The following is a 25,631-nucleotide window of genomic DNA, read 5'->3' as shown; positions in this document are numbered from 1 at the left end:
TCTTCATACCCTAATTATCAGACTTTCTTCCTTCCCATTTCCAAAACCATAAACAAGATAATACTAACGCTAGCAATGTTCCGCAAACGGAAGCAATAATACCTTCCTGTAGTCCTATTTCCACCGTTGATAGGTCAAGCCCTGACGCCTTCATTGTCCATAACGAAACAAACTGACCGCCCCAACCATAAGGTATAAATGACCAAATACCTTCACCTAATCCAGTGAGTAGTAAGGCTACTAATAGTGATCCCACAATACCTAATCCTATGGAGGCGCCTTTACCAAAATGAAGACTAACAAAAAAATGTAAAATATATAAAAATGCAAAGCTTACAAATAGAATGCATCCAGCTATTACATAAAATTGAAAACTAAAAGTATCCTCATGTAAAAGTTCAATAAAACCAAAACTAAAAATACCGATGGACAGTAATATTGCTCCAAAACTAAATAACAATAACAGTAGCAACTTGCTTAAAAAGGCCAATATTTTTGTTTTAGAAGCTGTTAGCATCTCCTGAAAATGGCATGCAGTAGCTTCTTGCTCCGACATCATTGAACAAACTACTCCAATTATAATCGGAAATCCACACGCGAGAGCCTGAAAATAGGTTGATACTTTCCCATTGAAATCCCATGGCGAATATGTGTAGTATGCTAAAAACAGACCAGAAATAATAATAGGTACAAAGAGATGAATTAGTAAAAATGGCGTTCTTTTTGTTTTAAGAAACTCTGCTCTCAGTAATCTTAACATTACCATATACTATTTCGCCTCTCTTTTCTGAAACCAACGTGCAGTAAAGTAGCTAATTAACGCAAACCAAGCTAAAGCAATCAGTAAGCCCGGAACTATAACCGACATACTCAATAATGGACTTCCTTCAGGCACTAGCAGACCATTTGGTAATATCCCTAGTGTTGGACAAATTAATCTTGCTGTAATGGCATAAGGTACGCTATACCAAAACTCTCCATCAGCAAATGCAACCACGCCAAAAATATTGCCAACTAAATTAATTAAAATAGCCATATAAGTGCCTAATTTTGTCGCAAGAAATAGACAAAATGGAATTTGCCATAATAGCGTTAAGAAAATTAACGAACTACCTGTAAGACTACTTGTTAAAGAATAGCTAGTGCCAAAAAGTATTCCACTAGCAGTTATACTTACAAAGAAAATAAGCGTAGTTACTAACAACCAGGCACTACATGCTAGTATTTTGCCAAACCAAATCTTCTTCAGATCAATCGGCATTGCGAGAATACTATGATATTTCAATTTAGCATCTTTTTCCACAGCTAATGCACAACATATCGTCAGAGCACCTGGTAGGAGCATTGTATACCAAAAGTTATAAGCACCACTTTGAAAAAACTTTCCTCCCATTAATACTGCAGTTAGTAATATCGCAACAATAGGCGCTAGCCAAACTAATTTAATAATAAAAGTCTTTTTCCATTTTAATCTTTCAGCTTTCATAATTGAAATCATGTTACATGCCTACCTTTCTATTAGCAGACACTACTTGCATAAATAATGATTCTAATTCCTGACCTTGTGGGGCAACTCCCTGATAGCCTAATTTTCCTCCTGCAATGATGCCAATTTCATCAACGACCTGCTCTACCTCTGACAGGATATGGCTAGATAAAATGACTGTAATGCCTTGCTCTGGAAAAGATCGGATCAGCTTTCGAAGTTCTTGAATGCCGATTGGATCGAGACCATTTGTCGGCTCATCAAGAATTAAAAGCTTTGGATAGTTTAATAGCGCAATAGCAATTCCTAGACGCTGTTTCATCCCTAAGGAAAATTGTCCTGCTCGTTTTTTTCCTGTATTGGTCAAGTCTACGATTCTTAATACTTCATCAATACGTGACTGTGGCAATCCGAGGGCAATCGTTCGAACCTTGAGATTTTCTCTTGCCGTTAAATTTTCATAAAGCGGTGGTGTTTCAATTAATACACCAAGGTCATTTAAATCATTACGATTCCATTCACGTCCATTAAAAAGTATCTTTCCTGCATTCGGACGCAGCATCCCTGTTATCAATTTTAACGCTGTTGATTTCCCAGCACCGTTAGGACCGAGTAAACCGTAAACAGTATTGCGAGGTATCGTCAACGACAAGTCCTCTACAATTTTTTGCCCCTTAAAGCTTTTACTAAGATTTTCAGTTTGTAAAATAATATCTTCCATCTATAATCATCTTCCTTTCGATGATTATAGTGTAGAAAATGATTATAAGGATTTTATAAGGATTTCGAGAATTTTTTGAAGAACAACCCTATAAAAATCAAATTGGTTGGCAAAACGAGGGGGTTGATTTCCATTCCGACTGAGCGCTTTCCTGGGGGCGTCCGATGAGCCGCTTCGCTGCGCTGCAGGGTCTCATCTGTGACGCTGATCCCCGAGGAGTCGCTCAGTCTCCACTCCAATCAACCACTTCACAGAGCATATATCTACTCATTTATAAGGATAAAACAAAACTTTATCAATGTTTCAAATGTGCGAAAGCGTAGTGCTAACGTAGCGACAAAATAATAATTTTTTAATATCTTAATTTCATTGACATAACAGTCTTTCAAAAACACGAAAAGCATTTGGAGGAATCCCAAATGCTTTTTTAATGTTATATAAAATTGAATTTACATAAATTCTTTCACTAAATCATTAAAATCATTTTCACTCATTTTAATATCAATATCCGTTAATGGTAGCTCTGAATAGCCTGGTACTTTTTCTTGATATGAAGTTGTTTCAGTATCTTGATAAATAATACCTGTTACTAAACCTTCATGCTCCATCACTGTACGCATTGCCATACTACGGTCAGAATTATCATAGCCTTCGATATCAGCAAGCTTCGTTAAGTTTTCTTTAAACCAATCGTACGTGTTCACTTTGTTATAAGTAACACAAGGTGAGAATACGTTGATGAATGAGAAGCCTTTATGATTAATGCCCGCTTCAATTATAGCGGTTAACTCTTTAATATCTGTTGAGAAACCTTGTGCTACAAATGTAGCTCCGCTTGTTAAAGCGACTTCTAATGGTTTTAATGATGGTTCAATCGCACCACCTGGCGTAGATTTTGTAATAAATCCTGCAGCAGAGCGTGGAGATGTTTGCCCTTTTGTTAAACCATAAATTTGGTTATCCATAACAACGTACGTGATGTCAATATTTCGACGGATAGAATGAATTGTATGACCCATACCAATCGCAAAGCCATCCCCGTCACCGCCAGAAGCAATAACGTTTAAATCACGGTTAGCCATTTTTAAGCCTTGTGCAATCGGTAATGCACGACCATGAATACCGTGGAAACCGTATGAATTAATGTAACCTGAAATACGACCTGAACAGCCAATCCCTGAGATAACAGCTAGTTCGTTTGGTTCAATACCAACGTTAGCCGCGGCGCGCTGAATCGCTGCTTGTACAGAGAAGTCACCACAGCCTGGGCACCAGTTTGGTTTCACTGTATTACGAAAATCCTTAAATGTTGCCATTAGCGAGTCAACTCCTTCACACGATTTTCTAATTCACCTGGCAAGAATGGTGTACCATTATATTTTGTAATAGTCTCGATTTTATCGTGACCACCAATATTCATCTTCATAATATTTGCTAATTGACCTGTGTAGTTATTTTCTACAACGATTACTTTTTTCGCTTTTGCTACAAGTGGTGCCACCTCAGCAGATGGGAATGGGTGAATTAAACGCATGTGTGCATGGTTCACCTTCATACCTTGAGCATTTAATCGCTCTTGTACTTCTTCAATAGCTCCACGAGTTGAGTTAAAGCCCACCAATAAAATATCTGCTTCTTCGTGTGGCGCATTTGAGTACACTGGAGTATCAAATTTCAATGCAGCTAGCTTACGGAAACGTTTATCCATTTGTACTTGACGGTTACCAGTTGCTTCAGATGGTTTACCTGTTTCATCGTGTTCAACCCCTGTTACATGGTGAATACCGTTTAACGTACCAGGTAATACACGCGGTGAAATGCCGTCTTCTGTATTTTCATAGCGTTTGAAGTATGCTTTATCAGTCACTTCTTCAATGTCGTCAGTGACAATTTTACCGCGACGAATTTCAATTTTATTGTAATCAAATGGTTCAACAGATTGTTTACCTAGAGATAATTGCAAGTCAGTCATTAAAATAACTGGTAATTGTAGTTCCTCTGCAATATTAAACGCTTGGATTGTGTCAAAGAATGCTTCCTCCATTGTAGAAGGTGCAATCACAACTTTCGGAATTTCACCATGCGTACCATATAACATTGCCATTAGATCTGATTGCTCTTGCTTTGTCGGTAAACCTGTTGATGGACCACCACGTTGAGTATCAATAACAACTAGTGGCTGCTCCGTCATACCTGAAAGACCTAGTGCTTCCATCATTAATGAAAGACCAGGACCAGCAGAAGCTGTAAAGGAACGAACACCACCAAAGTTTGCCCCAATTGCCATTGTCGCTGCAGCAATTTCGTCTTCTGTTTGAATAACCGTACCACCGAATTTCGGTAATTTTTTAATTAGGTATTCCATAATCTCAGAAGCTGGTGTAATTGGGTAGGCTGCCATAAAGCGTGTCCCAGCTGCAAGTGCTCCAAGTGCAACTGCATCGTTCCCGATCATGAACATACGACGTTTACCATCTGCTGGTGCTAAAGCCCATTCACCTACACGATTGCCTAAAAGCTCATTCATTAATTCATGACCGCGTGCGATGGCCTCCATATTTTTCTGAACAACTTCTTCGCCTTTTTTGCCAAAAATATCATCTACAACATTTTGGAACACTGCGTCCTCTAAATTCAGCAATGAAGCTGTTGCTCCGATTGCCACCATATTTTTCATCAACGAAGTGCCAAGCTCTGCCGCTACCTCTGTAAAAGGTACCGCAAATAATGGCGCTTTTGAATCTTCTGGCTTCACTGGATCAAATTTTGAATCAGCTAAAATAACGCCTGTTTCTGTTAGCTCTTTATAATTGACGTCGATTGTTTCCTGGTCGAACGCTACTAAAATATCTAAATCATCCGCAATTGAACGCACTTCTGTTGGACGAACTGTAATTTTATTATTCGTATGGCCACCTTTAATTCGAGAAGAGAAATGACGATAACCGTATAGGAAGTAACCTAAACGATTCATTGCCATTGAGAAAATTTCCCCTGTACTTTCAATCCCTTCACCCTGTTGCCCACCGACTTTCCATGAAAGCTGATGTAACATGTCAACAACTCCTTAAATCCAATGTGTACTATTTATTTTTCCTTCATAAGTTTAACACGAAGAAACGGTCTGCACTATTGTTATTCCACGTTTTAAACGAAAATCAGACCTTTGACTGAAAATCCTGTTCAAAAAGTTGTAATTTTCAAATCAGCTAAATAATCAATTATGCCTCGGCATAATTGCGTCCGGAATCGGCTACTACTATACAAAACGAAAAAATGCCTTGCAGCTTATTATGTGCAAGGCATTTTACTTCATAACTTTTTTATCGAGTACGCTTTTCTACAAGAAGCTTTAAGGCTGTACGTTCCTCACCAGCAATTAAAATATCGGCAAACGCCGGTGCGCAAATTAAATCTGTGCCACTTGGCGCTACAAATCCGCGTGCAATGGCCACTGCTTTCACGGCTTGGTTAAGTGCACCTGCCCCAACTGCTTGCATTTCTGCTTGCCCTTTTTCTCTGATTACCGCGACTAATGCACCTGCAACTGAATTTGGATTAGAGCGTGATGATACTTTTAATGAATCCACAATTATTCCTCCCCGTTTCGCGAATAGTGTTTACGCTCAACAACTCATGTCCCCCTTTTTGGACCTCAAGTTATTGTCCGTAGGTCATTTTATGCTCGGCAAGAAGAAAATAGACTATTTTCATTTCTTATATATTGAAACAATCGAAAAAGACTGAAAATTCCCGTTAGAAAATTACTTTGTCAATGAAATAAAGGTGCCATTTTAAATAACTTGGGCTCCTTTGCAGAACGAGGGGATGATTTCCGTTCCAGGCTACTCGCTTTGTTGCTGACGCTTCGCTTTCGCACGGAAAACATTCGTTCCGTGCAGGGTCTCGCCTGTCTCGCTATCCCACGGGAGTCGAGTAGCCTTCCACTGCAATCAACAATAGTGTAGAACTTTTATAAAATTTAAGAATTCAAAAGTGAACCTTGATGGTTACTCTATTCAGAATAGAAACTTATAACAGTTAAGGTAATTGTATATATGTCTTTGCTGCCGCTTCGCTTTCGCACAAATAACGACATCTTGTTGAAGCTTGATTTTATCCCTATAAATTAGATTAACATGCCAGAAAATACATGCTAAGTGAAGAGGTTGATTGTAGCGGAGACTGGGCGACTCCTTGGGGATTAGCGTCACAGATGAGACCCTGGAGCGAGCAACGCGAGTGAAGCGGCTCATCGGACGCCCCCAGGAAAGCGCCCAGTCGGAGCGGAAATCAACCCCTCGTTTTGCCGAAGAGTCATATTTTATTTAATACGATAGTTTATTTTTATTGACACAACAATTTTTTAAACAAAAAAACTATTGTGCATTTATTAATACACAATAGTTTCTCTTCTTATGCTTGGAACGGATAATCTTCGTTTATATAAACTCGCTCACAATGTAGAGCTTTTCCTGTTTTATCATCAATCTCTACAAAGAAACCACTTAACACATCACGTCCCTTTTTAGGTACTTCAAAACGAGATGGCATATTTGTTTGGAATTTATAAATGACACTTTCCTTCGTCATCCCTAAAATTTCATCGTATGGACCTGTCATACCAACGTCCGTAATATAGGCTGTTCCATTTGGATAAATACGTGCATCAGCTGTTTGCACATGTGTATGTGTACCAACGACTGCCGAGGCCTTTCCATCTAAATGCCATCCAAGGGCAATCTTTTCACTTGTCGCTTCCGCATGAAAATCCACGAATACAAGTGGTGACGTTTTATGTGCTTCTTCGATCAATTTCTCTGCCATCGCAAATGGGTCCTCATGAGGAGGTAAAAACACTCGACCATGCAAATTAATAACAGATAATGTAACGCCTTTTTTTGAAATTTGCATCATGCCTTTACCTGGTGCCTCACTTGAAAAATTTGCAGGGCGTATTAAATAATCTGCATCATCTATAAAATCAAAAATATCTTTATTATCCCAAGTGTGGTTACCCATCGTAATAACATCTACACCCATTTGCAATAGGTCATTATAAATATTACGCGTAATCCCACGTCCCGCTGCTGCGTTTTCTCCATTTGCAATAACAACGTCTGGATTGTACTTTCTCTTTAAGCGGGGTAAATATTTTTCCACCGCATCTCGACCAATTGAACCTACAATATCTCCTATAAATAAAACTTTCATTTTCCAAAACCACTCTTTCATTAATTAGCACCCTTTAGTTTAGCACTTTTCCACGGTGAACTGCAAAATATAATCCAAATTCCCAATTGAAAACTGCTATTAATGATTTGTGCAAAGGATGCTCTTACTACTTTTAAACAACAGTTTCCGATGAAATTCTATAATCGATACAATGTTTTAGCTGTTTCTTGTACCACCACTTACCCTTCCTACTATATAAGCACCAAATCTCCACTTGTTCAATAGATACGTAAGAAGAATAGAACAAGTAACACTTACAATAAATGACATCATAATGGCAAAAAAAATGTTCACGTTTTCCGTATGGTTCTTTAAAATATCACTCACTAGTAGATTGAAAAATGGGTGTAATAAGTAAATACCAAAGGAATAACGACTAATCAATAGAACAAATTGAGGCATTTTACGCATTTTACTCGCAATAAAAAACAGGCAACATGCAATACTTAGTGTATAGAAGATAACATCCACTCTCTTTGAATACATTTCACTTATTAAGCCAGAAAAATGGAAAGCGAGTAAAATGATCAGCGTCATAAAAAAGGAAATGAATAATTGTCTTCGGAAGCGCTGCAATAAGGCTAGGAACGTCTCATAGTTTTTGCCGCAATAATAAGCAACTACAAAATAAGCGATCCATGCAGGAAACGGCATTTTATTTAAAAATCCCCATTCCAGTTTCACATGAGGAATAAAATAAAGATACTTCTCTGGATTTAAAAAATTAAAAAAAGCTAAATATCCAAAATTAATGAAAAACGCGGTTATTATTACTTTACTAGCTGAAAATTTCGATGCAATATTTTTCACAAACCATGGGTGTAAAAAATAGAACTGAAAGATAATGACGATAAAGTAACCATGAAAGTCACCTTCAAAAATATTTAAAATGATTTTCTTTTCAAATTCAGTATTATTATGAAAAGCTGCGTCAAGAATACCTATTATTAGAAAAGGGATAAAAATATAGTGAAAACGTTTTTTATAAAACCCCTTTGGCATTTGCTCCGGGTAGGAATAAGCGATAACAAACTCTGATATAAAAATAAAGATGGGTGTTCCAAACATTAATGCTAGTTGAACAGCTGTCAGTCCAATGAAAAGTTGACTTCCTTCAATTTCATACATGTCCAATGCTAACGTGATTGCATGCATGAACACAATCCCCAGACAAGCTACAAATCTTAATAAATATATTTCTTTTACAACTGGCTTCAATTTTCCCACCCACCATTTCTAAGCAATCAATGTGTCTTTATATAAAGTGCTTCTATTCTCTACTTAAAAACGATGGGAAATTTGGCTCTTCACCAAAATATGTACTTGACTGCACATTCCACAGCAGGAGTGACCTGAGCCTTCTCGTCGCTCATCTTTCGCTCCTGTGGGGTCTCAACTGCCTTCGCATCTAAATGCCAGCCGAGTGCAATTTTCTCACTTGTGGCCATTATCGTGGAAATAAACGAACTAACGGTGACGTTTTACGCGCCTCTTCGACTAATTCCTCTGCTCTTGCAAAAGGATGTTCATGAGGTGGCAAAAAGACAGCAAAAACATGGTGTTGGTCACTCAGTCGTGTGTTGTTGTTGTTGTTGCTTCGCTTTCGCTGCAAAAGACATGTGCTGAAAGAAGTTAAAGTAAATCATTGGAGCTATAGTTTAAGAGAATAAATTATGCATTTTGCTTATTCCCGTTCCACTTTTCTTGTTAATAAGTTCGGAATTTTACTTTTTGCAACATGGATTAGCGTTTTTCTTTGTTGAGCATTTATTCCAAACACAAAGAGAGTTAGAAATAGAAGTATGCCATATAAAATTATATAACTAATGAGAGAAACCCATGTAATATTCGGATTAAATATAAATAATAGTAACTTCATGGTAATTGTTGAGGAAAAGAGAGCGATCATTAATTTTGATATATTCAGCCAAAAACCTTTGATATCTAATTTTAATTTTTTGTGATAATACACATTCATAATGACACCATTACCCACTAACAATGATAATGCTGTTATACTTGCTGTTCCTAGTAAACCAAAATATTTAATAGCGGGAATTGATAACATCAGATTTAACAAAGCAATACAGATTAATAGAATTGTTCTAAATCGAAATAAATTTTTCGCTTTTAAGACACTCAATCCTAAATTCTGAATAAGGTCCACTGTGAAAGGGATCATAATGATCAATACAATATAATAAACTTGTAGAAACTCTTTTCCGACCCATAGCGCAATAAAATCTTTTCCAAAAAGTATGAACCCCCCCATAACATATCCAACTATTAAAAACTGAATCGATCCTACTTTTTTAAATAGATGATTAATATGCATTAGACCATCTTCTTGCGTAACGAGTATAGATATTCTAGGCAAATAGAGATTGCTAATAGCTAGTGCCAATGACATAAAAATCATAACAATCTGGATGGCAATCGCATAAATAGCCACATCTACAGTGCCTTTTAAAATACCTAAAAGTAGTTGATCCGTTTGCCAATAAATTTTATCTACAATTACAGTGACAAAAATAAAAAATGCATAGAGACAAATCTCTTTTAGCAAGTTCTGATTACTATTTGTAAAAGTAAATTTTACATCAAGAATTTTCATACAAATTAATGCATCTACTAGGATAAATAACGTATTATAAACCGCAACAATACCAATCAACGTAACAGAATCAGCACCTTGTAAAAGGAAAATCAGCATCGTAATTGGTTGAATGATCACCTGTATTAAAGATACTAGTTTAATAAAAATAAATCGTTCATACGCTTGTAGGATTGAAGAAAATACGCTTAATGGAAATTGCACTGCTAAACTAATGGTCATAAAAATAATCATCATTTTTACTTTCCCCAATTGATGATCGGATAAGCTGCCTCCAAAAATATTGTCGACTTGTGAATATAAAATTACTCCAATTCCAATTGCAATCAGACCAATTAAGATAAATAATTTCAGGAAAAATCCATTTAATTCCGCTTCACTGTTCTTGTCACCAAGAGCACGATTTCTCGATATATAACGAACAATCGCATTACCGAATCCTAAATCTAAAATCGAGAAATAGCCAATAAGTACCATCATTAATGAGTATAAACCATACTCTTCTTGCCCTAGTATGCGAATCATAAATGGTGTATACACTATAGAAACAACAAAAGTACAAAAGATAGTTACATAGGAAAAAATCGCAGCCGTTCTTATTTCGTTCATTTTCCCAGTCCCTCCTTTTGCGCTCACTCTATGATATTCAATCACTTATTATATTAATTTAATCTATTATTTATTCATTAGTAACTTAGAAATATCAATACTCACCTATTTCGTCATTTGATTTTTAAATTTGTCCATGCTTAAAACAACCTTAGCTTCTGCTAAAGCTTATTATTAAAAGTCTATTAGAAAAACAACTTGATCACATGAAGACATGTATAAGCAGGGAGTTTATTGATGAGGGCTTTTCGTCAATGATAACCCACATTTATTTAAGAAAATAAGACATCCATTATGCCTCGGCATAATAGACGTTCTGACGTTTCACTTTCGCTACGAAAAAAATTTGCTATAAAGAAGTTAAAATAGAACTTAATTTTTAAATATACGCCTCCATTTCTTTGGAATAATATCCTCTGGTTCATAAGGTATTATTCGCTCATTTCTTACTATCTTTTCATTATTTCCTAGTAAATAATCAACAGCTTCAAATTCTTTATGTTTCTCTAAAATTTTTAGCCCTTGATTAAATAGAAAAGGTCGCGTGCTTAAATTATGTACATCTGACCCATATGTGTGAACAAGATTGGAGCGCACTAATTCCATTGAAAAATGTTGAATTTTTCTACCGAATTGTCCTGTCAAGCTCCCTGCAGTTATTTGAGAAAGCGCCCCTTCACGCACTAAGATCTCTAGTCGCTTTGGATTTTCAATAATTGCTCGATTTCGTTCAGGATGTGCAATAATCGGTGTAATACCTGCCCCCACTAGTGATACAATAAGCTTCTTTGTATAAAAGGGGATCATATTATTAGGCAGTTCAACTAATAAATACTTTGAGTTCGCTAATGTGTGGATTTGTTTCATCTCATAAAGCTCCAACATATTTTCTGTCAATCTTACCTCATGGCCAGTATAAAGGTTTAAAGGTAGTTTTCGTTCCTCTACTGTTTCCTGTAAACATTCAACCTGCTCCTTAACAACCTCATAATCCACACTATATAGAGGATGTTTGATATGTGATGTTGCGATTATAGTTGTAATGCCTTCTCTAGTAGCTTGCTCTAACAATTTGATTGCTTCATCAAAATCCTTTGGCCCATCATCTACACCAAATAAAATATGACTATGCATATCAATCACCTTCAAATCCCCCTATTCTATTGAATTGTAATATTGATTAGAATGATGATTACGAGGAAATACATAATTATTTAAAACGACACCTAGAATTTTTGCTTGAGCATTTATGAGTATTGATTTCGCCTTTATCACATTTAATTTTTCTACAACACCTGTATTTACTATAAGTAAAGTACCATCACATTTATTTGCTAGAATTTGTGCATCCGTAACAGATAACAGCGGAGGCGCATCAAAAATGACGATATCGAATTCTTTTTTGACTGTTTCAAAAAATTCATTCATAGCTTTAGATGCTAATAATTCTGCTGGGTTGGGTGGGATTGGGCCACTCGTAATAACAGAAAGCCCTTCTACAGAAGTGGTTTGAATGATAGTTTCAAGGATTTTCTGTCGAATTAATAAACTAGATAATCCTACCGTATTCGTTAAGTGAAAAGTATGGTGTATTGTTGGCTTACGCATATCGGCATCGACCAACAATACTTTTTTTCCTTCCTGAGCAAAAACAATACCAATATTTGCAGCATTTGTTGATTTACCTTCACCCGGTATAGATGATGTAATAAGCATTGTTTTTTCATCTTGTTCGCATAAAGAAAAAGTAATATTTGTTCGAATTGTTCTGAATTGTTCAGATAAAATTGATTTAGAATCATAAACAGTAACTAATTTACGTGCCAAAGTTAGCAGCTTTCTCTTTTTCTTAGTACGAAACATAAATAGTTCCTCCTCCACATTAGTATAATAAATTCGATTTTTAGAATTTCAGAAAGGATCTATCTCCATTTTATATATGAGATAGTTTTTCTAAACAGTACTCATTATCAAAAAAATATCTAACAATAAAAAAACCATGACTAGTGTTGATCATTTCTTATTTTTCGTCCAATATTTTTTGGTATATTTCAGTCATAAATTTTTCAGTATAGTTTTCAAAGGCAGTCTGCCAAATTGCTTTTGTATTCTTATTTTTCTGTTGAACATCATCAATATTAAATTGATTTAGAAAGAATGTACTGATTGATGGAAGTCCTTCTTGAATAACAAAGCCTGTATCATGCTTTATCGTGTTTTGAGCTAACAATGTATCATTATTCGTTAAAATAGCTTTCCCTAAAAACAGACCCTCATAGTATTTATTAGGTGCTGCATAAAAATGGTCATCATCCTGACAGTAATAAAAAGCGATAATCATATCGGAATTTTTCATCATATTTAAGCCAGTATTATAATCTACTTTCCCCCAGTAAATTACATTGTCATATTTTTCAGAAATTTCAAACACCAAATTTTCCAAATAGCCATATCCCGCAATGTTCAAACAAAAATCTTCATTTTGAGATACAAATTTTAATATATCCTCTAAACCTCGAAATTGATCAAATACACCCACATAACTTAAAATATATTTGTAATTTAATCGTTGACTATTTACCTTCTTATAAATGTCTTGATCATCTTTTAATTGAATAGATGGAATATTTGGTAATACAAAGAATTCTCTTCTGTATTTAGGGTTTACTTGGTTAATACGGTATTTCTCACAAATTATAGCGAAGTCAGTTTTCTTAAATAGAATATTTTCAATTCTATTTATCGTACACTTTATAAATCCTTTAGGTTGAGGATTGGAGAACCAGTCAAAAACATCAAAAACTATTTTTTTTCTAGTAAAAATTGTTGAATAATATGCTGGGAGCATTGTATCGAAATCACATGCATGTATTAAAGAATACGATTTTCTATTTCGAATTAAATAAATAAAAATAAAAATAAACCAGGCTATTTTATACGGAATATTTTTGTAAGCTAACCCATATCCTGTTTGCAAATTAAAATATGTAAAATTAGCCTTCTTAATGTTTTCTTTTCCTCGATTCCATGCTAAAACTTTATAATTTTGATGACTACTTTCTAAATAATTTATATATTTTTGTAATCTCGGATCTGGATTTGCCTCGTTACTTCTAATAAGAATTACCATTTGCATCCTCGTCTCTTTTTATAATGTTAAGCCTCAAACATGTTCTTCTGATAAGAAATTTGTTTGTTGTATGTGCTTATTTTCCTCTGCATACTGCCTTCTTTTTTATGGAAATTCAACATTATAAATGTTAAAACATAGAAAAAATTACCGCCATAAATTATACCGTCTACAGCAGCTATTATTAAAAATAAAAAAATCAGTAGCTGACCTTTGCCATTCGATTTAAAAAATAAGAAAACCATTGCTACAATGAATAGTAATAACCCAATAATTCCGTGATTAATAAGAAGTAGTACGAATGAATTGCTATAATTATACAAATCATACCCTCTAAAATAATTTGCTAATTGATGAAAGCCAACCCCTATTAATTGATTAGGAAAAGGTAATTCAAAAAAATAATCTATATAACCAACTAATCTCATGCCACTTTCGTCATTAATATTCGATATTTTCCTCATATTATCCGTGAAAATCCACTGCCAATCTAAAAGAAATGCTAATAGAATGCCTCCTAAAATAGTAAACGTCGAGATCTGGAAAGCTAATTTATATTTTTTATTTTTAATAATATAGAAAGTAAAGATTAAAACGCCTCCTAAAATACCTAAAGATGAAGTTGAAACAAATAAGCAAATTAAGCAAATTAATGAGGCAATAATTTTTCCATTATTTAAATATAAACCTAATATCGGTAATAAAAATATAGCAAAGTATGAGGGTTCAGAAAAAAGGACATTTGGTCTTCTATATGTAACCGATGTTGCCCACTCATATCCACTAGCTAAATTCGAAAACAGCTGACCATCAAAAGGAATTTTACCTGCACTAATCCAAACCACTTGATATAGTAGAAAAATACCAGTAATGGCTACAAAATAATAACTTACTATTACTAGTGTCCTTTCCGTTATAAATCTTATTAATTGCATAGTGCAAAATAAAATAACGGTTGACGCTATAATACTTTTATACATGCTGTACATGCCTATATTGAAGGGCGTGAAATAAATGACGAATAGAGAGAGTAAAACATGTCCTGTAAATAAAAAAACAATATATTTATTAAAAATAAATTTTTTAGTAAAAAATACAACAAGAAATGAAAACATAATTAAAATAAAGCTACTCATAGATAAAAACCCTATAAAGCTATAAGGAGCTAAAATCATAGTGAAAAATAATATAATACAAGAAGTATAATCCAACATGATATTATGTTCTTTTTTATTTTGGTCCATCAACACACCCTCAAACAGTGTTTTTTATTTTGAATAAAAATAGTACAATTCCTATATTGACCTTTCTTATGATATTGTATTTTATTTTTTCTATAGTTAGGGGCACAGTCGAGACATCAATAACATATTCAAATCGTTGCTCTTTTAAAACTGTTTTCTTTTTATTTTTTGAAATTTCTAATGTTAACAATTTACTGTTAGCTAAAAGATAGTCCCCCATAAAATACCTATTAAATAATGATATTGTTTCAATAGAAGAGTTCTTATTCATAAAATAACACTCTAATATGTTTTTTAAATGCAGTGTTTTTTTATAAAAATAAGGATCTGCGACTCTCATTGAAGAATTTTGCCTTTCTTCAACTACATACATGTTCTTATTAAGAAAAACCACTTCATCAATTTTATGACAATTTAGATATTTCAATGTAAAGACCATGTCTTCTCCATATTGAATATCTTCATCAAAAGTTAAATTAAATTCTTCAATTACTGCTTTCCGAAATAATATTCCACACGCTGTCCGATCGAAGGATCCTTCTAAAATTCGATTAAATGCCTCTTCTGCCTTTAACCTTTCCTTCTCTGTAGCATTGGATTTCGGTAGAATATTCGTTATTATAGCCAGCACATTACATGAATGTATTTCTTTACATATCTCATATAGGAAATTTTCATGTACAAAATCATCTCCATCTATAAAAATAATGTAAGTGCCTTCTGCTAAAGCTAAGCCCTTATTTCTTGCAGAACTTACTCCTTTATTTTCTTGATAATAATATTTTATTCGATGATCCTTTGTAGCAAGCTGGACTATATTATTTTTCGAGCCATCCGTTGAACCGTCATCAATTACAATGATTTCAAAGTGTTGTATTGTCTGTTTTTGAAGTGATTGTAGACATCTCGTTATATAATTTTCTATATTGTAAACAGGGATAATAATACTTATAAAATCATTAGGAGCACTCATTGCTGCATCTTCCTTATAAGTTCATGTCCGATATACGTTGGTGCAAACTCTCTCACTGTTGGATAGATTATTTTTTTATAATTTTCATTTATAAATCTTAGGGCTTCTTTTATAGATTCAACGTTATTTTCACAAAAAATATAACGATTATATTGACTATAAAATTTTCGGAGTTCCTCTTTTTCGCCATCTAATATGAAGAGAATAGGCTTTTTCGATCCAGAATAATAATATAATTTAGCTGGTATTTGACTACCTTTAAGGTTACATAGATGAATATAAATATCTGTATTTTTTTCTAGTTCTCTCAACTTTTCTAAGTTGATGCGTGGTCCTATATCAATCATTTTTGTGCTTTTCAGTTTAATATCAGAATCTCCTCTAACAACAAAGTTATAGTTTAGTTCATTCATTGCATCATAACATGGCTTTAAATTTCTAATATGGGAGCTATAATCCCCAAAATATCCAAATGTTATCTCCTTATCATTTCCACTTTTTTGATCGTCAGTAGTTAAATAAGGGATTAAAATAAAATCAATTTTATGATTTAGTTCCTGATAAAGAGCTTGATATTTTTGAGCTGTAAAGGGAGATACAAATAAAACTTTATCTGCACATTCAAATAGGTATTTTTCTTCTTTTCTCATTCGATTAATTACTATTGGGTTTCTATTCGTAATATCTAAACTAAAAGGATCTCCCCATATTTGAATCCACTTTTTATAATTCACTTTTTTTTGTTGAATCATTTTTAATGAAAATAAATGAGCATGCTTTGGATCAGAAGATGAAATAATATAATCATAGTTAACATTATTATTTTCTATATTATCTACATTGTTAATCCACCTAAGTTGATGGTCATATATGGTAAATAATGAGTAAGTATACTTAATTGAATCTTTTATTAACCGTGTTATACTTTGAAAGATTTGTGGAGTGGCGGAAGATTTCTTGCTACTAAAAATGTTATATGCTCCTCCAATAGGATATGCCGTTAAACTATTTATATCAGGCAATTTAATACCTTCATCCTGCGAAATATGCTTTTCAGGCAATTCAGAAGTGATGACATCGACTTTACAGCCATTCAATATCAAGGCTTCAATAAAACCTAAATTCATTAATGTTACTGAAGAATTTGAAAATAACGACTGTGCAGCTATAAACAATATTTTCATTAACTTCTGTCCCTCCTATCCATTCATTTTTGTATGAATTATGCGGATATCTTACACTTATCAATTAGGTCTTGATGGTTTATTTTTCTTATGTCGTTTCATTCACTATTAGCCTTCGCGCATATTACTTTTAAATAAATAAATATGTTAAAATGATCTACTTCTACTTCTAAAAACCTTTTTTTGACTTTTATTATCGGGGATTGAGCACACAATTCCTATAATCGGTAAATCCAAGGTTTCCTCTATATATTCTTCACTTTTAATAGTTGTATCAATATAATCTAATATGAAGGCTAGTCCTATACCGATAATAAGACCTATTACTACTGCAATCGTTATATTTAAGTAAGTATTCGGAGAGACGGGTGTTGGGTTTTTTGTTGGTTGAGCTGAAGAAAGAACATTTACATTATTAATATTCATTAAAATTTGGATTTCGCTTTTGAATACTTCCGCAACTGTATTGGCAATGGCTATGGCTTTATCATAATCTTCATCTCTAACACTAATATTTACTACTTGAGAATCATCAGTATTTAATACATTTATTTGTTTGGTAAGTTCTTCTGATGTTGTTTCAAGGTCAAGTTTCTCAATTACTTTTGTTAAAATAACTGGGCTTTTGATAATGACGTTATAAGTGTTAATTAATTGAAGATTTGCCTGTATTTTATCAACGCCTACATATTCACTGTCTTTTCCTTTTTGATTTACTAAAATCTGAGTAGAAGCTTCATATTCTGGAGTTATATAGAAATAATTTAACACTGTAGAAGCAATGATAGCGAGCAATACAATGCCTGTTATTAACCATTTTTTGTTTTTTATAATCTGAAATACTTTTTGTAAACTAACAACCTCATCCATTTAATATCCATCCCCTTTTATTGGTACAAATCCTATTAGAATTCCACTTGTGTTAATTTCCAAATTTATGTAAATCGCTATATATACTCTCTACCTAAATAAAAATGTCCCTTTTTTAATCTATGTTGAAATTTTATTAAAAATAACCAAATCTAAAATACTAAGAAAATGAATTTGTGGCTGTCTACAAATGAAAGTGGCTTCTGAAGTCTAAGTCTCTAACACACTCTCACCTGAGGGAGCAGACCGTGACTTCAAACTTGGGGACAGATACTAGATTTTGATGATAGGAACTTTATTTTTTTGTAATAAAAAAGCTTCCTTTGACCTATGTCAAAGGAAGCCTTTCATTTTCTTTTCTATTTCGCATATTCCACGGCACGTGTTTCACGAATAACCGTTACTTTAATATGACCTGGGTAATCAAGTTCTTCTTCAATTCGCTTACGGATATCTCTCGCTAAGCGATGTGAAGCCAAGTCATCAATTTTTTCAGGTTGTACAATAATACGGATTTCACGACCAGCCTGAATTGCAAAGGATTTTTCTACACCATCATAGCTTTCGGAAATTTCCTCTAACTTTTCAAGTCTTCGGATATAGTTTTCAAGTGTCTCACTTCGAGCACCTGGACGAGCTGCTGATAATGCATCCGCTGCAGCTACTAAAACGGCGATTACAGATGTTGCCTCTGTATCACCATGGTGAGAAGCAATGCTGTTTATTACGACCGGATGTTCTTTGTATTTTGTTGCTAACTCCACACCGATTTCGACGTGGCTACCTTCAACTTCATGGTCAATTGCTTTACCAATATCATGTAATAAACCTGCACGGCGAGCTAATGCTACATCTTCACCAAGTTCAGCAGCGAGCAAGCCTGCTAAATATGCAACCTCTATTGAATGTTTTAGGACGTTTTGTCCATAGCTTGTACGATATTTCATGCGGCCTAAAATCTTCATTAAATCTGGATGTAAGTTATGAATGCCAATTTCAAATGTTGTTTGCTCACCTGTTTCGCGGATTTGTTCATCCACTTCACGACGAGCTTTTTCCACCATTTCCTCAATTCGAGCAGGGTGAATACGGCCATCCTGTACAAGTTTTTCAAGTGCGAGTCGAGCCGTTTCACGACGAATTGGATCAAAGCCTGATAAAATAACCGCCTCTGGAGTATCATCAATAATTAAATCTATACCTGTTAGCGTTTCCAGCGTACGGATATTACGACCTTCACGACCTATAATACGACCTTTCATTTCATCATTAGGCAAGTTCACGACAGATACTGTTGTTTCTGCAACGTGGTCTGCTGCAAAACGTTGCAGCGCCAGTGATAAAATTTCACGTGCTTTTTTATCTGAGTCTTCTTTTGCACGTGTCTCAGCTTCCTTCGTCATCACAGCAATATCAGTCGCTAGCTCTTTTTCTACTTCTCCTAAGATAATAGCTTTTGCTTCATCTCTAGTTAAAGCTGAAATACGCTCTAGCTCTGTTTTTTGCAAGGCAACGAGCTCGTCCACTTTGCTCTCCATCTGTTCAATATGCTGTTGTCTTTCAGCTAGAGCTTGTTCTTTACGCTCTAAGCCTGCTTCTCTCTTATTTAGAGCATCATCTTTGCGATCAAGATTCTCTTCTCTTTGCAATAAACGGTTCTCTTGTTTTTGAAGTTCTAAACGACGTTCACGAATGTCATTTTCTGCTTCATTACGAAATTTGTGAGTTTCATCTTTGGCTTCAAGTAGTGCTTCTTTCTTCAATGCCTCCGCTTCTCGTTTTCCTTCTTCAACGATTGTTTCAGCGACATGTTTAGCACCAGTGATTTTTGAGTCATTCACTTTTTTCATGTAGATATAGCTAACAGCGGCACCAACGATGAGTCCAAGCAAAGCGGAGATGATAGTAATTCCATCCATATGAACACCTCCTCTTGCTATTTGGGTAATACAGTTTCAGTCGGCGCATACAAAAATTGCAGTGCCTATTTAAAGTCATAATTCAGAAATTATACATATTTAATTGTATAACTAGGCTTAAACTCTGTCAAGGATAGTCGGGCATCTGTTCGCCCTTCGAAAGAAAAAAAGTCAGTCATATCCATTAAGAGAATTAATTCCCTAATACTTTTACACTAACCCACATTTTACTTTTTACAAAAATAAAAGAAAAGTAGTGCTTAGGAAATATTTTACAGACTATTTATTTTTGCTAAAAGCCTTATATCCTCGGCGTACATAAAAGTTCGGGTGGAGGAACAATGTAAACTTCCCTCCCCTCTCTTGATGACGTTCAAACCGTGATTTCGATGAGGCTATCCGTCGCTTTTCTATTAGAACAATGCGTAGCTTACAGGAAACGTTCTGGCGACTCCCCCTCCCTTTCCGCCGACCAACTAAAAAGCCAGTTTTTCGGCAAAAGTGCCGGGGCATTTGCCTTCATCATAAATCGTATGGATTTCCAACAAATTTTATAGAACCGAATTTCCTAGTATATGTAAATATAAAAGGAAAATGCATTGCTCTCACTCTAAGAGTGGGAACAATGCATTTTCCTTTTAAAGCCTCCGGCGGATGTTACGAATTCGGAAAGGAGTGCTTTGTGCAAGTGCAAGCACAAAGCCAAATCCGAACGCAATTATGCCGAGGCATAATTGATTTATTTATTTTTCGTCTTCAAGAAGAAGCTTTAATTCATCATCCATTTCTTCCTCTTCACCATGAGCCGCAATAGTATATGAAGAAGATGCAATACCGTAAGAAGCACGGATTTTATTCGCAATGTCGTCAAGTACTGCTGGATTTTCTTTTAAATACTGTTTGGCATTTTCACGACCTTGACCTAGGCGCTCATCACCGTAAGCATACCAAGAACCGCTTTTTTGAACGATGTCTAGTTCAACACCTAAATCGACTGTTTCGCCCTCTTTTGAAATTCCTTCACCGTACATAATATCGACTTCAGCTGTACGGAATGGTGGTGCTACTTTGTTTTTCACAATTTTAATTTTTGTACGGTTACCCATAATGTCATTGCCTTGTTTAATAGCTTCTGCACGACGTACTTCTAAGCGAACGGAGCTATAGAATTTAAGCGCACGACCACCAGGTGTTGTTTCTGGGTTTCCGAACATAACACCGATTTTTTCACGTATTTGGTTAATGAAAATAGCAATCGTTTTTGATTTATTGATAGCACCTGAAAGCTTACGTAATGCTTGAGACATTAAACGAGCTTGTAGACCGACATGTGAATCACCCATATCCCCTTCAATTTCAGCTTTTGGAACTAATGCTGCTACAGAGTCAATAACGATGATATCGATAGCACCACTACGTACTAATGCTTCTGCAATCTCAAGTGCTTGCTCTCCTGTATCTGGTTGCGATAATAGAAGCTCATCAATATTGACGCCCAATTTTTGTGCATAGATTGGATCTAAAGCATGCTCAGCATCGATAAAAGCAGCTTGTCCGCCATTTGCTTGCACTTCTGCAATAGCATGTAAAGCAACCGTTGTTTTACCTGATGATTCCGGGCCATATACTTCAATAATACGTCCACGTGGATAACCACCAACACCTAATGCAGCATCAAGTGCTAACGAACCACTTGAAGATGTAGCGATTTCTAAATCGGTTTTTTCGCCAAGTTTCATGATAGAACCTTTACCAAAATTCTTTTCAATTTGTTTTAACGCCTGTTCTAAGGCTGCTTTACGATCACTCATTCATTTTCCTCCTTCGAAAACTGTTCACTGTTTTTCTCTTTCTCTACTATACTTGTTTTTAAGAGAACACGCAAGAAAAAAGCGAACATTTATTCGATTTTATCCAAAATAAAAATTTGGGTATCTTTTTCAACCCAAATTTCTATTTTCATATCTATTAATAGCGTTTTGTAAAGCCTCGTTCTTCCAAAAGTTGCATTAAATAATGACATGTAAACTTCACCGCGCGAAGTCGATTCGTATTGCGCATGCCCGATAAATGAAGCAAATACGTAATTGGTTCTTCATCGCCAATAGCAATACCAATCCAAACCGTCCCTACTGGCTGATGATCGTGTGCTGTAGGACCTGCTGCACCTGTTAATCCAATACCAATAGTAGTACCGATTTTTTCACGCACAGCACTAGCCATAGCGGCTGCACACTCACTGCTTACAATACCATGTGTATCTAATAATTCTTTAGTAATACCGAGCTGCTTAATCTTAGCCTCTTCTGTATACGTAACAACGCCACCAACAAGGGCATCTCCTACACCCGGTATCTCAGCAAGCTCTGACTGAAATAACCCTGCTGTTAAACTTTCTGCCGCAGAAATTGTTAACTTATTATCTAGTAACATTTCTACAGTTTTAGAGGCAAGAGAATCATCATCTATACCATATTGAAAGTCACCAACAAGCGCTTGAATCTCTGCTACCTTTGTGGCAATAAGCTGCTGCGCTTCTTGCTCGGTTTCTGCCTTGGCAGTTACACGCAATGTAACCTCGCCGTCCGAAGCAAGAGGAGCAATAGTTGGATTTGTTTGAGCATCTAAAATATCTTGGATCCGTACCTCAAGTTCCGCTTCTCCGATACCGTAAAAGCGCATAACATGTGATGCAATAACCCCTCCGGCATTCAACATCACACCAAGCTTTGGTTTTGCTTCAAATTGGAACATTGGCTCAAGCTCTTTGGGTGGCCCTGGCAGCAAAATATACGTACGCCTATCTTTTGTTAATATCATGCCAGGTGCCATACCGTGATGGTTTGCTAATACTTCACTACCTGCTAATACTAAAGCTTGCTTACGATTATTGTCCGTCATTGGACGTCCTCGTTTTGCAAAAAATTGCTCAATATATGTCAGTGCGATATCATCAAATTCGAGAGGAACACCAAGATGACGAGCAATCGTTTCCTTTGTTAAATCATCCTTTGTAGGACCAAGCCCACCAGAGAAAATGATTAAATCAGCACGAGTCTCTGCAACGGAAATAGCCTCTTCTAAACGTTTTGCATTATCTCCAACAACAGTGTGATAAAACACATTTATCCCTAACTCCGACAACTGACTCGAAATAAATCTCGCATTTGTATTCGTAATCTGACCAAGCAATAACTCTGAGCCAACTGCAAGAATTTCAGCATTCATGATCCCCAAGACCTTTCTTATTTAGACTCAAGTAAGACACGTCGATTTAGATAGAAATAATCCCATCCAGACCACAGTGTGAAGAACAATGCAATATATAGCATAATTGTATTAAATGGAATACCAATAAGTGTAAAGATTGTATTGTGTAAAAGTGCTGCTGCGATGGCCACTATTTGCGTCCATGTTTTTATTTTACCAAGCTGGTTTGCTGCTACGACTTCGCCTTCTCCAGCCAAAATTAATCGTAAACCAGTTACCGCAAACTCACGGCTAATAATTAAGATGACTATCCAAGATGATGCCATATCGAGTTCAACCATTAAAATAAATGCTGCTGATACAAGTAACTTATCAGCTAGCGGGTCTAAAAATTTCCCAAACGTCGTCACAAGATTATACTTACGTGCATAATAACCATCCACCCAATCAGTTGTTGAAGCAAAAATAAAAATAAGTGCACCTACAAAATGATGAACAGGCATCTTCGCACCGAATAGTGACATTGTTCCCCAGTTGAAATCAAACATCATAACAATGACAAAGAACGGAATAAGTATGATTCGAGAGATGGTAATTTTATTTGGAATGTTCATTTTTCTAACACCTTTCATGATGAAAGAAAGTAGCCATCACTAGATGACTACTATTCTTTATTGAAATTGATGACGATGTTTTGCGTTACAATTTGCTGTGCATACGTTAAAAGCTCGTCATTAATGTATACCTTAGCTTGCGTTGAATTACCTAAACGGATACGAGCGTAGTTTTGAGATGTTGCGTCGAATTCTACAACTTCTCCTGCATTATATACACGTGTTTCTGTTAATACTTCTTGTTGCTGTTGGTTTCGAATACCGATAAATGTAGGACCTGATACCTCAATACGTATTTTAAGAGAATCTGTACCTGTTAACGTATAAGAAGTTGTTGCCCCATCTGCTTCAATAGTCCCTGCTGAAATCGTTTGCTTAACCTCTTCAGCTTGCTTTTCATCAGGTGTTTCCTTTGCTGAATCTTTTGAATCTGTTGAGTCTTGTTTACCAGTTGTTTGAGCTTTTTTATCTTCATTTTCTTTATCTTTTTGACTATCGATTGGATTTGCTTTTGTATCATATTCCATTTCTGGTGGGGTATCGTCATGATCGTCTTGCCCCGATTTAATTTTAGATTGCCCTAGCACCCAAATTGCCACAATAATAACAATAATAAATAAACCAACGATTATTTTCGGCATTGCCTCCATCATTTTATTGGAAGGGCCCTTGGAAACTTTTCTTCTGCTTGGATTATTCGTCAACGATTGGTTTACTTGCTCGTTTGGCGTACCTGGCAGTTCGTTTTTATAAGTTTCTAAAATTTCCTCTGCGTTCAAACCAACAGCGTCTGCATATTGTTTAATAAAAGCTCGTACATAAAACGAACCAGGCATAATCGAAAAATTGCCCTCTTCAATACCTACTAAATAACGCTTTTGTATTTTCGTTATTTCTTGCAAATCGTCTAAGCTGTAGCCTTTAGACAGTCTCGCCTCTTTCAGTCGAGTCCCTAATTCTGCCACTCATAACACCTACTTTAATATCAAATTAAAAATTAAATCCTCCAAATGAATTGGATTCGGACATCATGTGATTTTTTTCCATTATTTCGTACGTAATTTCTTCATCTGGGTGATGACGTAATTCAATGATATAATCAAAATCCTCAATCTTATATTCTGAATGCTGAACAAACATATCTGGATGCTCGACGACCTTAATGGAAGGCATACTCATCATTTCACGCACTAGTTGCAAATGCCGTTCATCAGATGAACGTCTTGTCACAATACCATCTAATATAAAAATATTATTGTCACTGAATTCATCACCAGCAAGTTTATTGCGAACAGTCTGCTTGATCATTGTAGATGATAAAAAAATCCATTTTTTATTGGCACATACACTTGCCGCTACAATCGACTCGGTTTTCCCAACACGAGGCATTCCACGTATTCCAATGAGCTTATGCCCTTCTTTTTTAAAGAGCTCAGCCATAAAGTCAACTAAAATACCAAGTTCATCTCGAACAAAGCGGAAGGTATTTTTTTCATCTGCATCTCGAGGAATATAATGACCGTGCCTAAGGGCTAAACGATCACGGAGTTTTGGTTGTCGAAATTTGGTCACGTTAATATGTTCCATTGTCGAAACAATTGTACGAAAACGCTCAATTGCTCCATCATTGTCTGTATGCACTAACATACCACGTCGATCCTCATCGACACCATTTATTGAAATAATATTGACACGAAGCATCCCTAAAAGTGAAGCAATATCTCCTAATAATCCAGGGCGATTCACCTGAATTTCATATTCAAAGTACCAATCGCTCAAACACACTCGTTCCCTTCCTATTAGTTAACGTAAAAAATCCTTT

The 25,631-nt window shown here is 35.3% G+C and carries 22 protein-coding genes and 1 pseudogene; all 23 read right to left on the bottom strand.

Annotated features, from left to right (window positions below):
• Positions 1-10 precede the first annotated feature (10 nt).
• Complete coding sequence (locus AN161_RS10450; RefSeq protein ID WP_053594289.1) at positions 11-766, bottom strand: lantibiotic immunity ABC transporter MutG family permease subunit; 756 nt, start codon at positions 764-766, stop codon at positions 11-13.
• Between the two features lie 3 nt (positions 767-769).
• Positions 770-1,498 carry a lantibiotic immunity ABC transporter MutE/EpiE family permease subunit gene (locus AN161_RS10445; protein ID WP_053594288.1) on the bottom strand — a complete coding sequence of 243 codons (729 nt, stop codon included), beginning with the start codon at positions 1,496-1,498 and terminating at the stop codon, positions 770-772.
• Position 1,499: 1 nt separating this feature from the next.
• Positions 1,500-2,207 carry a lantibiotic protection ABC transporter ATP-binding protein gene (locus AN161_RS10440; protein WP_053594287.1) on the bottom strand — a complete coding sequence of 236 codons (708 nt, stop codon included), beginning with the start codon at positions 2,205-2,207 and terminating at the stop codon, positions 1,500-1,502.
• A 449-nt stretch (positions 2,208-2,656) separates the two neighbouring features.
• Entirely contained in the window at positions 2,657-3,523 is an 867-nt protein-coding gene (locus AN161_RS10435; RefSeq protein ID WP_053594286.1) for a 2-oxoacid:ferredoxin oxidoreductase subunit beta, read from the bottom strand.
• A complete protein-coding gene (locus AN161_RS10430; RefSeq protein ID WP_053594285.1) occupies positions 3,523-5,262 on the bottom strand; it encodes a 2-oxoacid:acceptor oxidoreductase subunit alpha in 1,740 nt (579 codons plus the stop codon). Before AN161_RS10430 ends, AN161_RS10435 begins: the two co-directional genes overlap by 1 nt.
• Positions 5,263-5,530: 268 nt before the next feature.
• Positions 5,531-5,797 (bottom strand): stage V sporulation protein S, encoded by a 267-nt coding sequence (locus AN161_RS10425; RefSeq protein ID WP_053594284.1) that lies wholly within the window; start codon positions 5,795-5,797, stop codon positions 5,531-5,533.
• A gap of 826 nt (positions 5,798-6,623) precedes the next feature.
• Positions 6,624-7,421 (bottom strand): TIGR00282 family metallophosphoesterase, encoded by a 798-nt coding sequence (locus AN161_RS10420; RefSeq protein ID WP_053594561.1) that lies wholly within the window; start codon positions 7,419-7,421, stop codon positions 6,624-6,626.
• Between the two features lie 177 nt (positions 7,422-7,598).
• On the bottom strand, positions 7,599-8,660 hold the full coding sequence (locus tag AN161_RS10415) for an acyltransferase family protein (RefSeq protein WP_053594283.1): 1,062 nt from the start codon (positions 8,658-8,660) through the stop codon (positions 7,599-7,601).
• 179 nt (positions 8,661-8,839) lie between these two features.
• Positions 8,840-8,988 (bottom strand): annotated as a pseudogene (locus AN161_RS30570) (metallophosphoesterase); the annotation flags it as partial.
• A gap of 138 nt (positions 8,989-9,126) precedes the next feature.
• Positions 9,127-10,665 (bottom strand): oligosaccharide flippase family protein, encoded by a 1,539-nt coding sequence (locus AN161_RS10410; RefSeq protein WP_075807217.1) that lies wholly within the window; start codon positions 10,663-10,665, stop codon positions 9,127-9,129.
• 372 nt (positions 10,666-11,037) lie between these two features.
• Positions 11,038-11,799, bottom strand: a complete 762-nt coding sequence (locus AN161_RS10405; protein WP_343069287.1) for a CpsB/CapC family capsule biosynthesis tyrosine phosphatase — start codon at positions 11,797-11,799, stop codon at positions 11,038-11,040.
• Positions 11,800-11,820: 21 nt separating this feature from the next.
• Positions 11,821-12,528, bottom strand: coding sequence for a CpsD/CapB family tyrosine-protein kinase (locus AN161_RS10400; RefSeq protein ID WP_053594281.1), 708 nt, complete (start codon positions 12,526-12,528; stop codon positions 11,821-11,823).
• A gap of 157 nt (positions 12,529-12,685) precedes the next feature.
• Complete coding sequence (locus AN161_RS10395; RefSeq protein ID WP_075807229.1) at positions 12,686-13,795, bottom strand: hypothetical protein; 1,110 nt, start codon at positions 13,793-13,795, stop codon at positions 12,686-12,688.
• 26 nt (positions 13,796-13,821) lie between these two features.
• The gene (locus tag AN161_RS10390; protein ID WP_053594279.1) at positions 13,822-15,039 is read right to left on the bottom strand and encodes an O-antigen ligase family protein; all 1,218 of its coding nucleotides are present in this window, start codon (positions 15,037-15,039) and stop codon (positions 13,822-13,824) included.
• Between the two features lie 10 nt (positions 15,040-15,049).
• Positions 15,050-16,012, bottom strand: coding sequence for a glycosyltransferase family 2 protein (locus AN161_RS10385; protein WP_053594278.1), 963 nt, complete (start codon positions 16,010-16,012; stop codon positions 15,050-15,052).
• Positions 16,009-17,196 (bottom strand): hypothetical protein, encoded by a 1,188-nt coding sequence (locus tag AN161_RS10380; protein WP_053594277.1) that lies wholly within the window; start codon positions 17,194-17,196, stop codon positions 16,009-16,011. The genes AN161_RS10385 and AN161_RS10380 overlap by 4 nt, the downstream gene beginning before the upstream one ends.
• A 147-nt stretch (positions 17,197-17,343) precedes the next feature.
• A complete protein-coding gene (locus AN161_RS10375; RefSeq protein WP_053594276.1) occupies positions 17,344-18,066 on the bottom strand; it encodes a Wzz/FepE/Etk N-terminal domain-containing protein in 723 nt (240 codons plus the stop codon).
• A gap of 359 nt (positions 18,067-18,425) precedes the next feature.
• On the bottom strand, positions 18,426-19,985 hold the full coding sequence (gene rny, locus AN161_RS10370; protein ID WP_053594275.1) for a ribonuclease Y: 1,560 nt from the start codon (positions 19,983-19,985) through the stop codon (positions 18,426-18,428).
• 743 nt (positions 19,986-20,728) lie between these two features.
• Complete coding sequence (gene recA / locus AN161_RS10365) at positions 20,729-21,796, bottom strand: recombinase RecA (protein ID WP_053594274.1); 1,068 nt, start codon at positions 21,794-21,796, stop codon at positions 20,729-20,731.
• A 157-nt stretch (positions 21,797-21,953) separates the two neighbouring features.
• Positions 21,954-23,213: a competence/damage-inducible protein A gene (locus AN161_RS10360; protein ID WP_053594273.1), complete on the bottom strand. Its 1,260-nt coding sequence runs from the start codon at positions 23,211-23,213 to the stop codon at positions 21,954-21,956.
• A gap of 17 nt (positions 23,214-23,230) precedes the next feature.
• Complete coding sequence (gene pgsA, locus AN161_RS10355; RefSeq protein WP_053594272.1) at positions 23,231-23,809, bottom strand: CDP-diacylglycerol--glycerol-3-phosphate 3-phosphatidyltransferase; 579 nt, start codon at positions 23,807-23,809, stop codon at positions 23,231-23,233.
• A gap of 50 nt (positions 23,810-23,859) precedes the next feature.
• The gene (locus AN161_RS10350) at positions 23,860-24,774 is read right to left on the bottom strand and encodes a helix-turn-helix domain-containing protein (RefSeq protein ID WP_053594271.1); all 915 of its coding nucleotides are present in this window, start codon (positions 24,772-24,774) and stop codon (positions 23,860-23,862) included.
• Between the two features lie 25 nt (positions 24,775-24,799).
• A complete protein-coding gene (locus AN161_RS10345; RefSeq protein WP_053594560.1) occupies positions 24,800-25,588 on the bottom strand; it encodes a DUF3388 domain-containing protein in 789 nt (262 codons plus the stop codon).
• Positions 25,589-25,631 lie beyond the last annotated feature (43 nt).

The sequence above is a fragment of the Lysinibacillus sp. FJAT-14222 genome, assembly GCF_001278875.1.
GTDB classification, from domain to species: domain Bacteria; phylum Bacillota; class Bacilli; order Bacillales_A; family Planococcaceae; genus Lysinibacillus; species Lysinibacillus agricola.
Note: the sequence above shows the minus strand (reverse complement) of the source record. Positions and strands in the feature narration are given on the sequence as shown.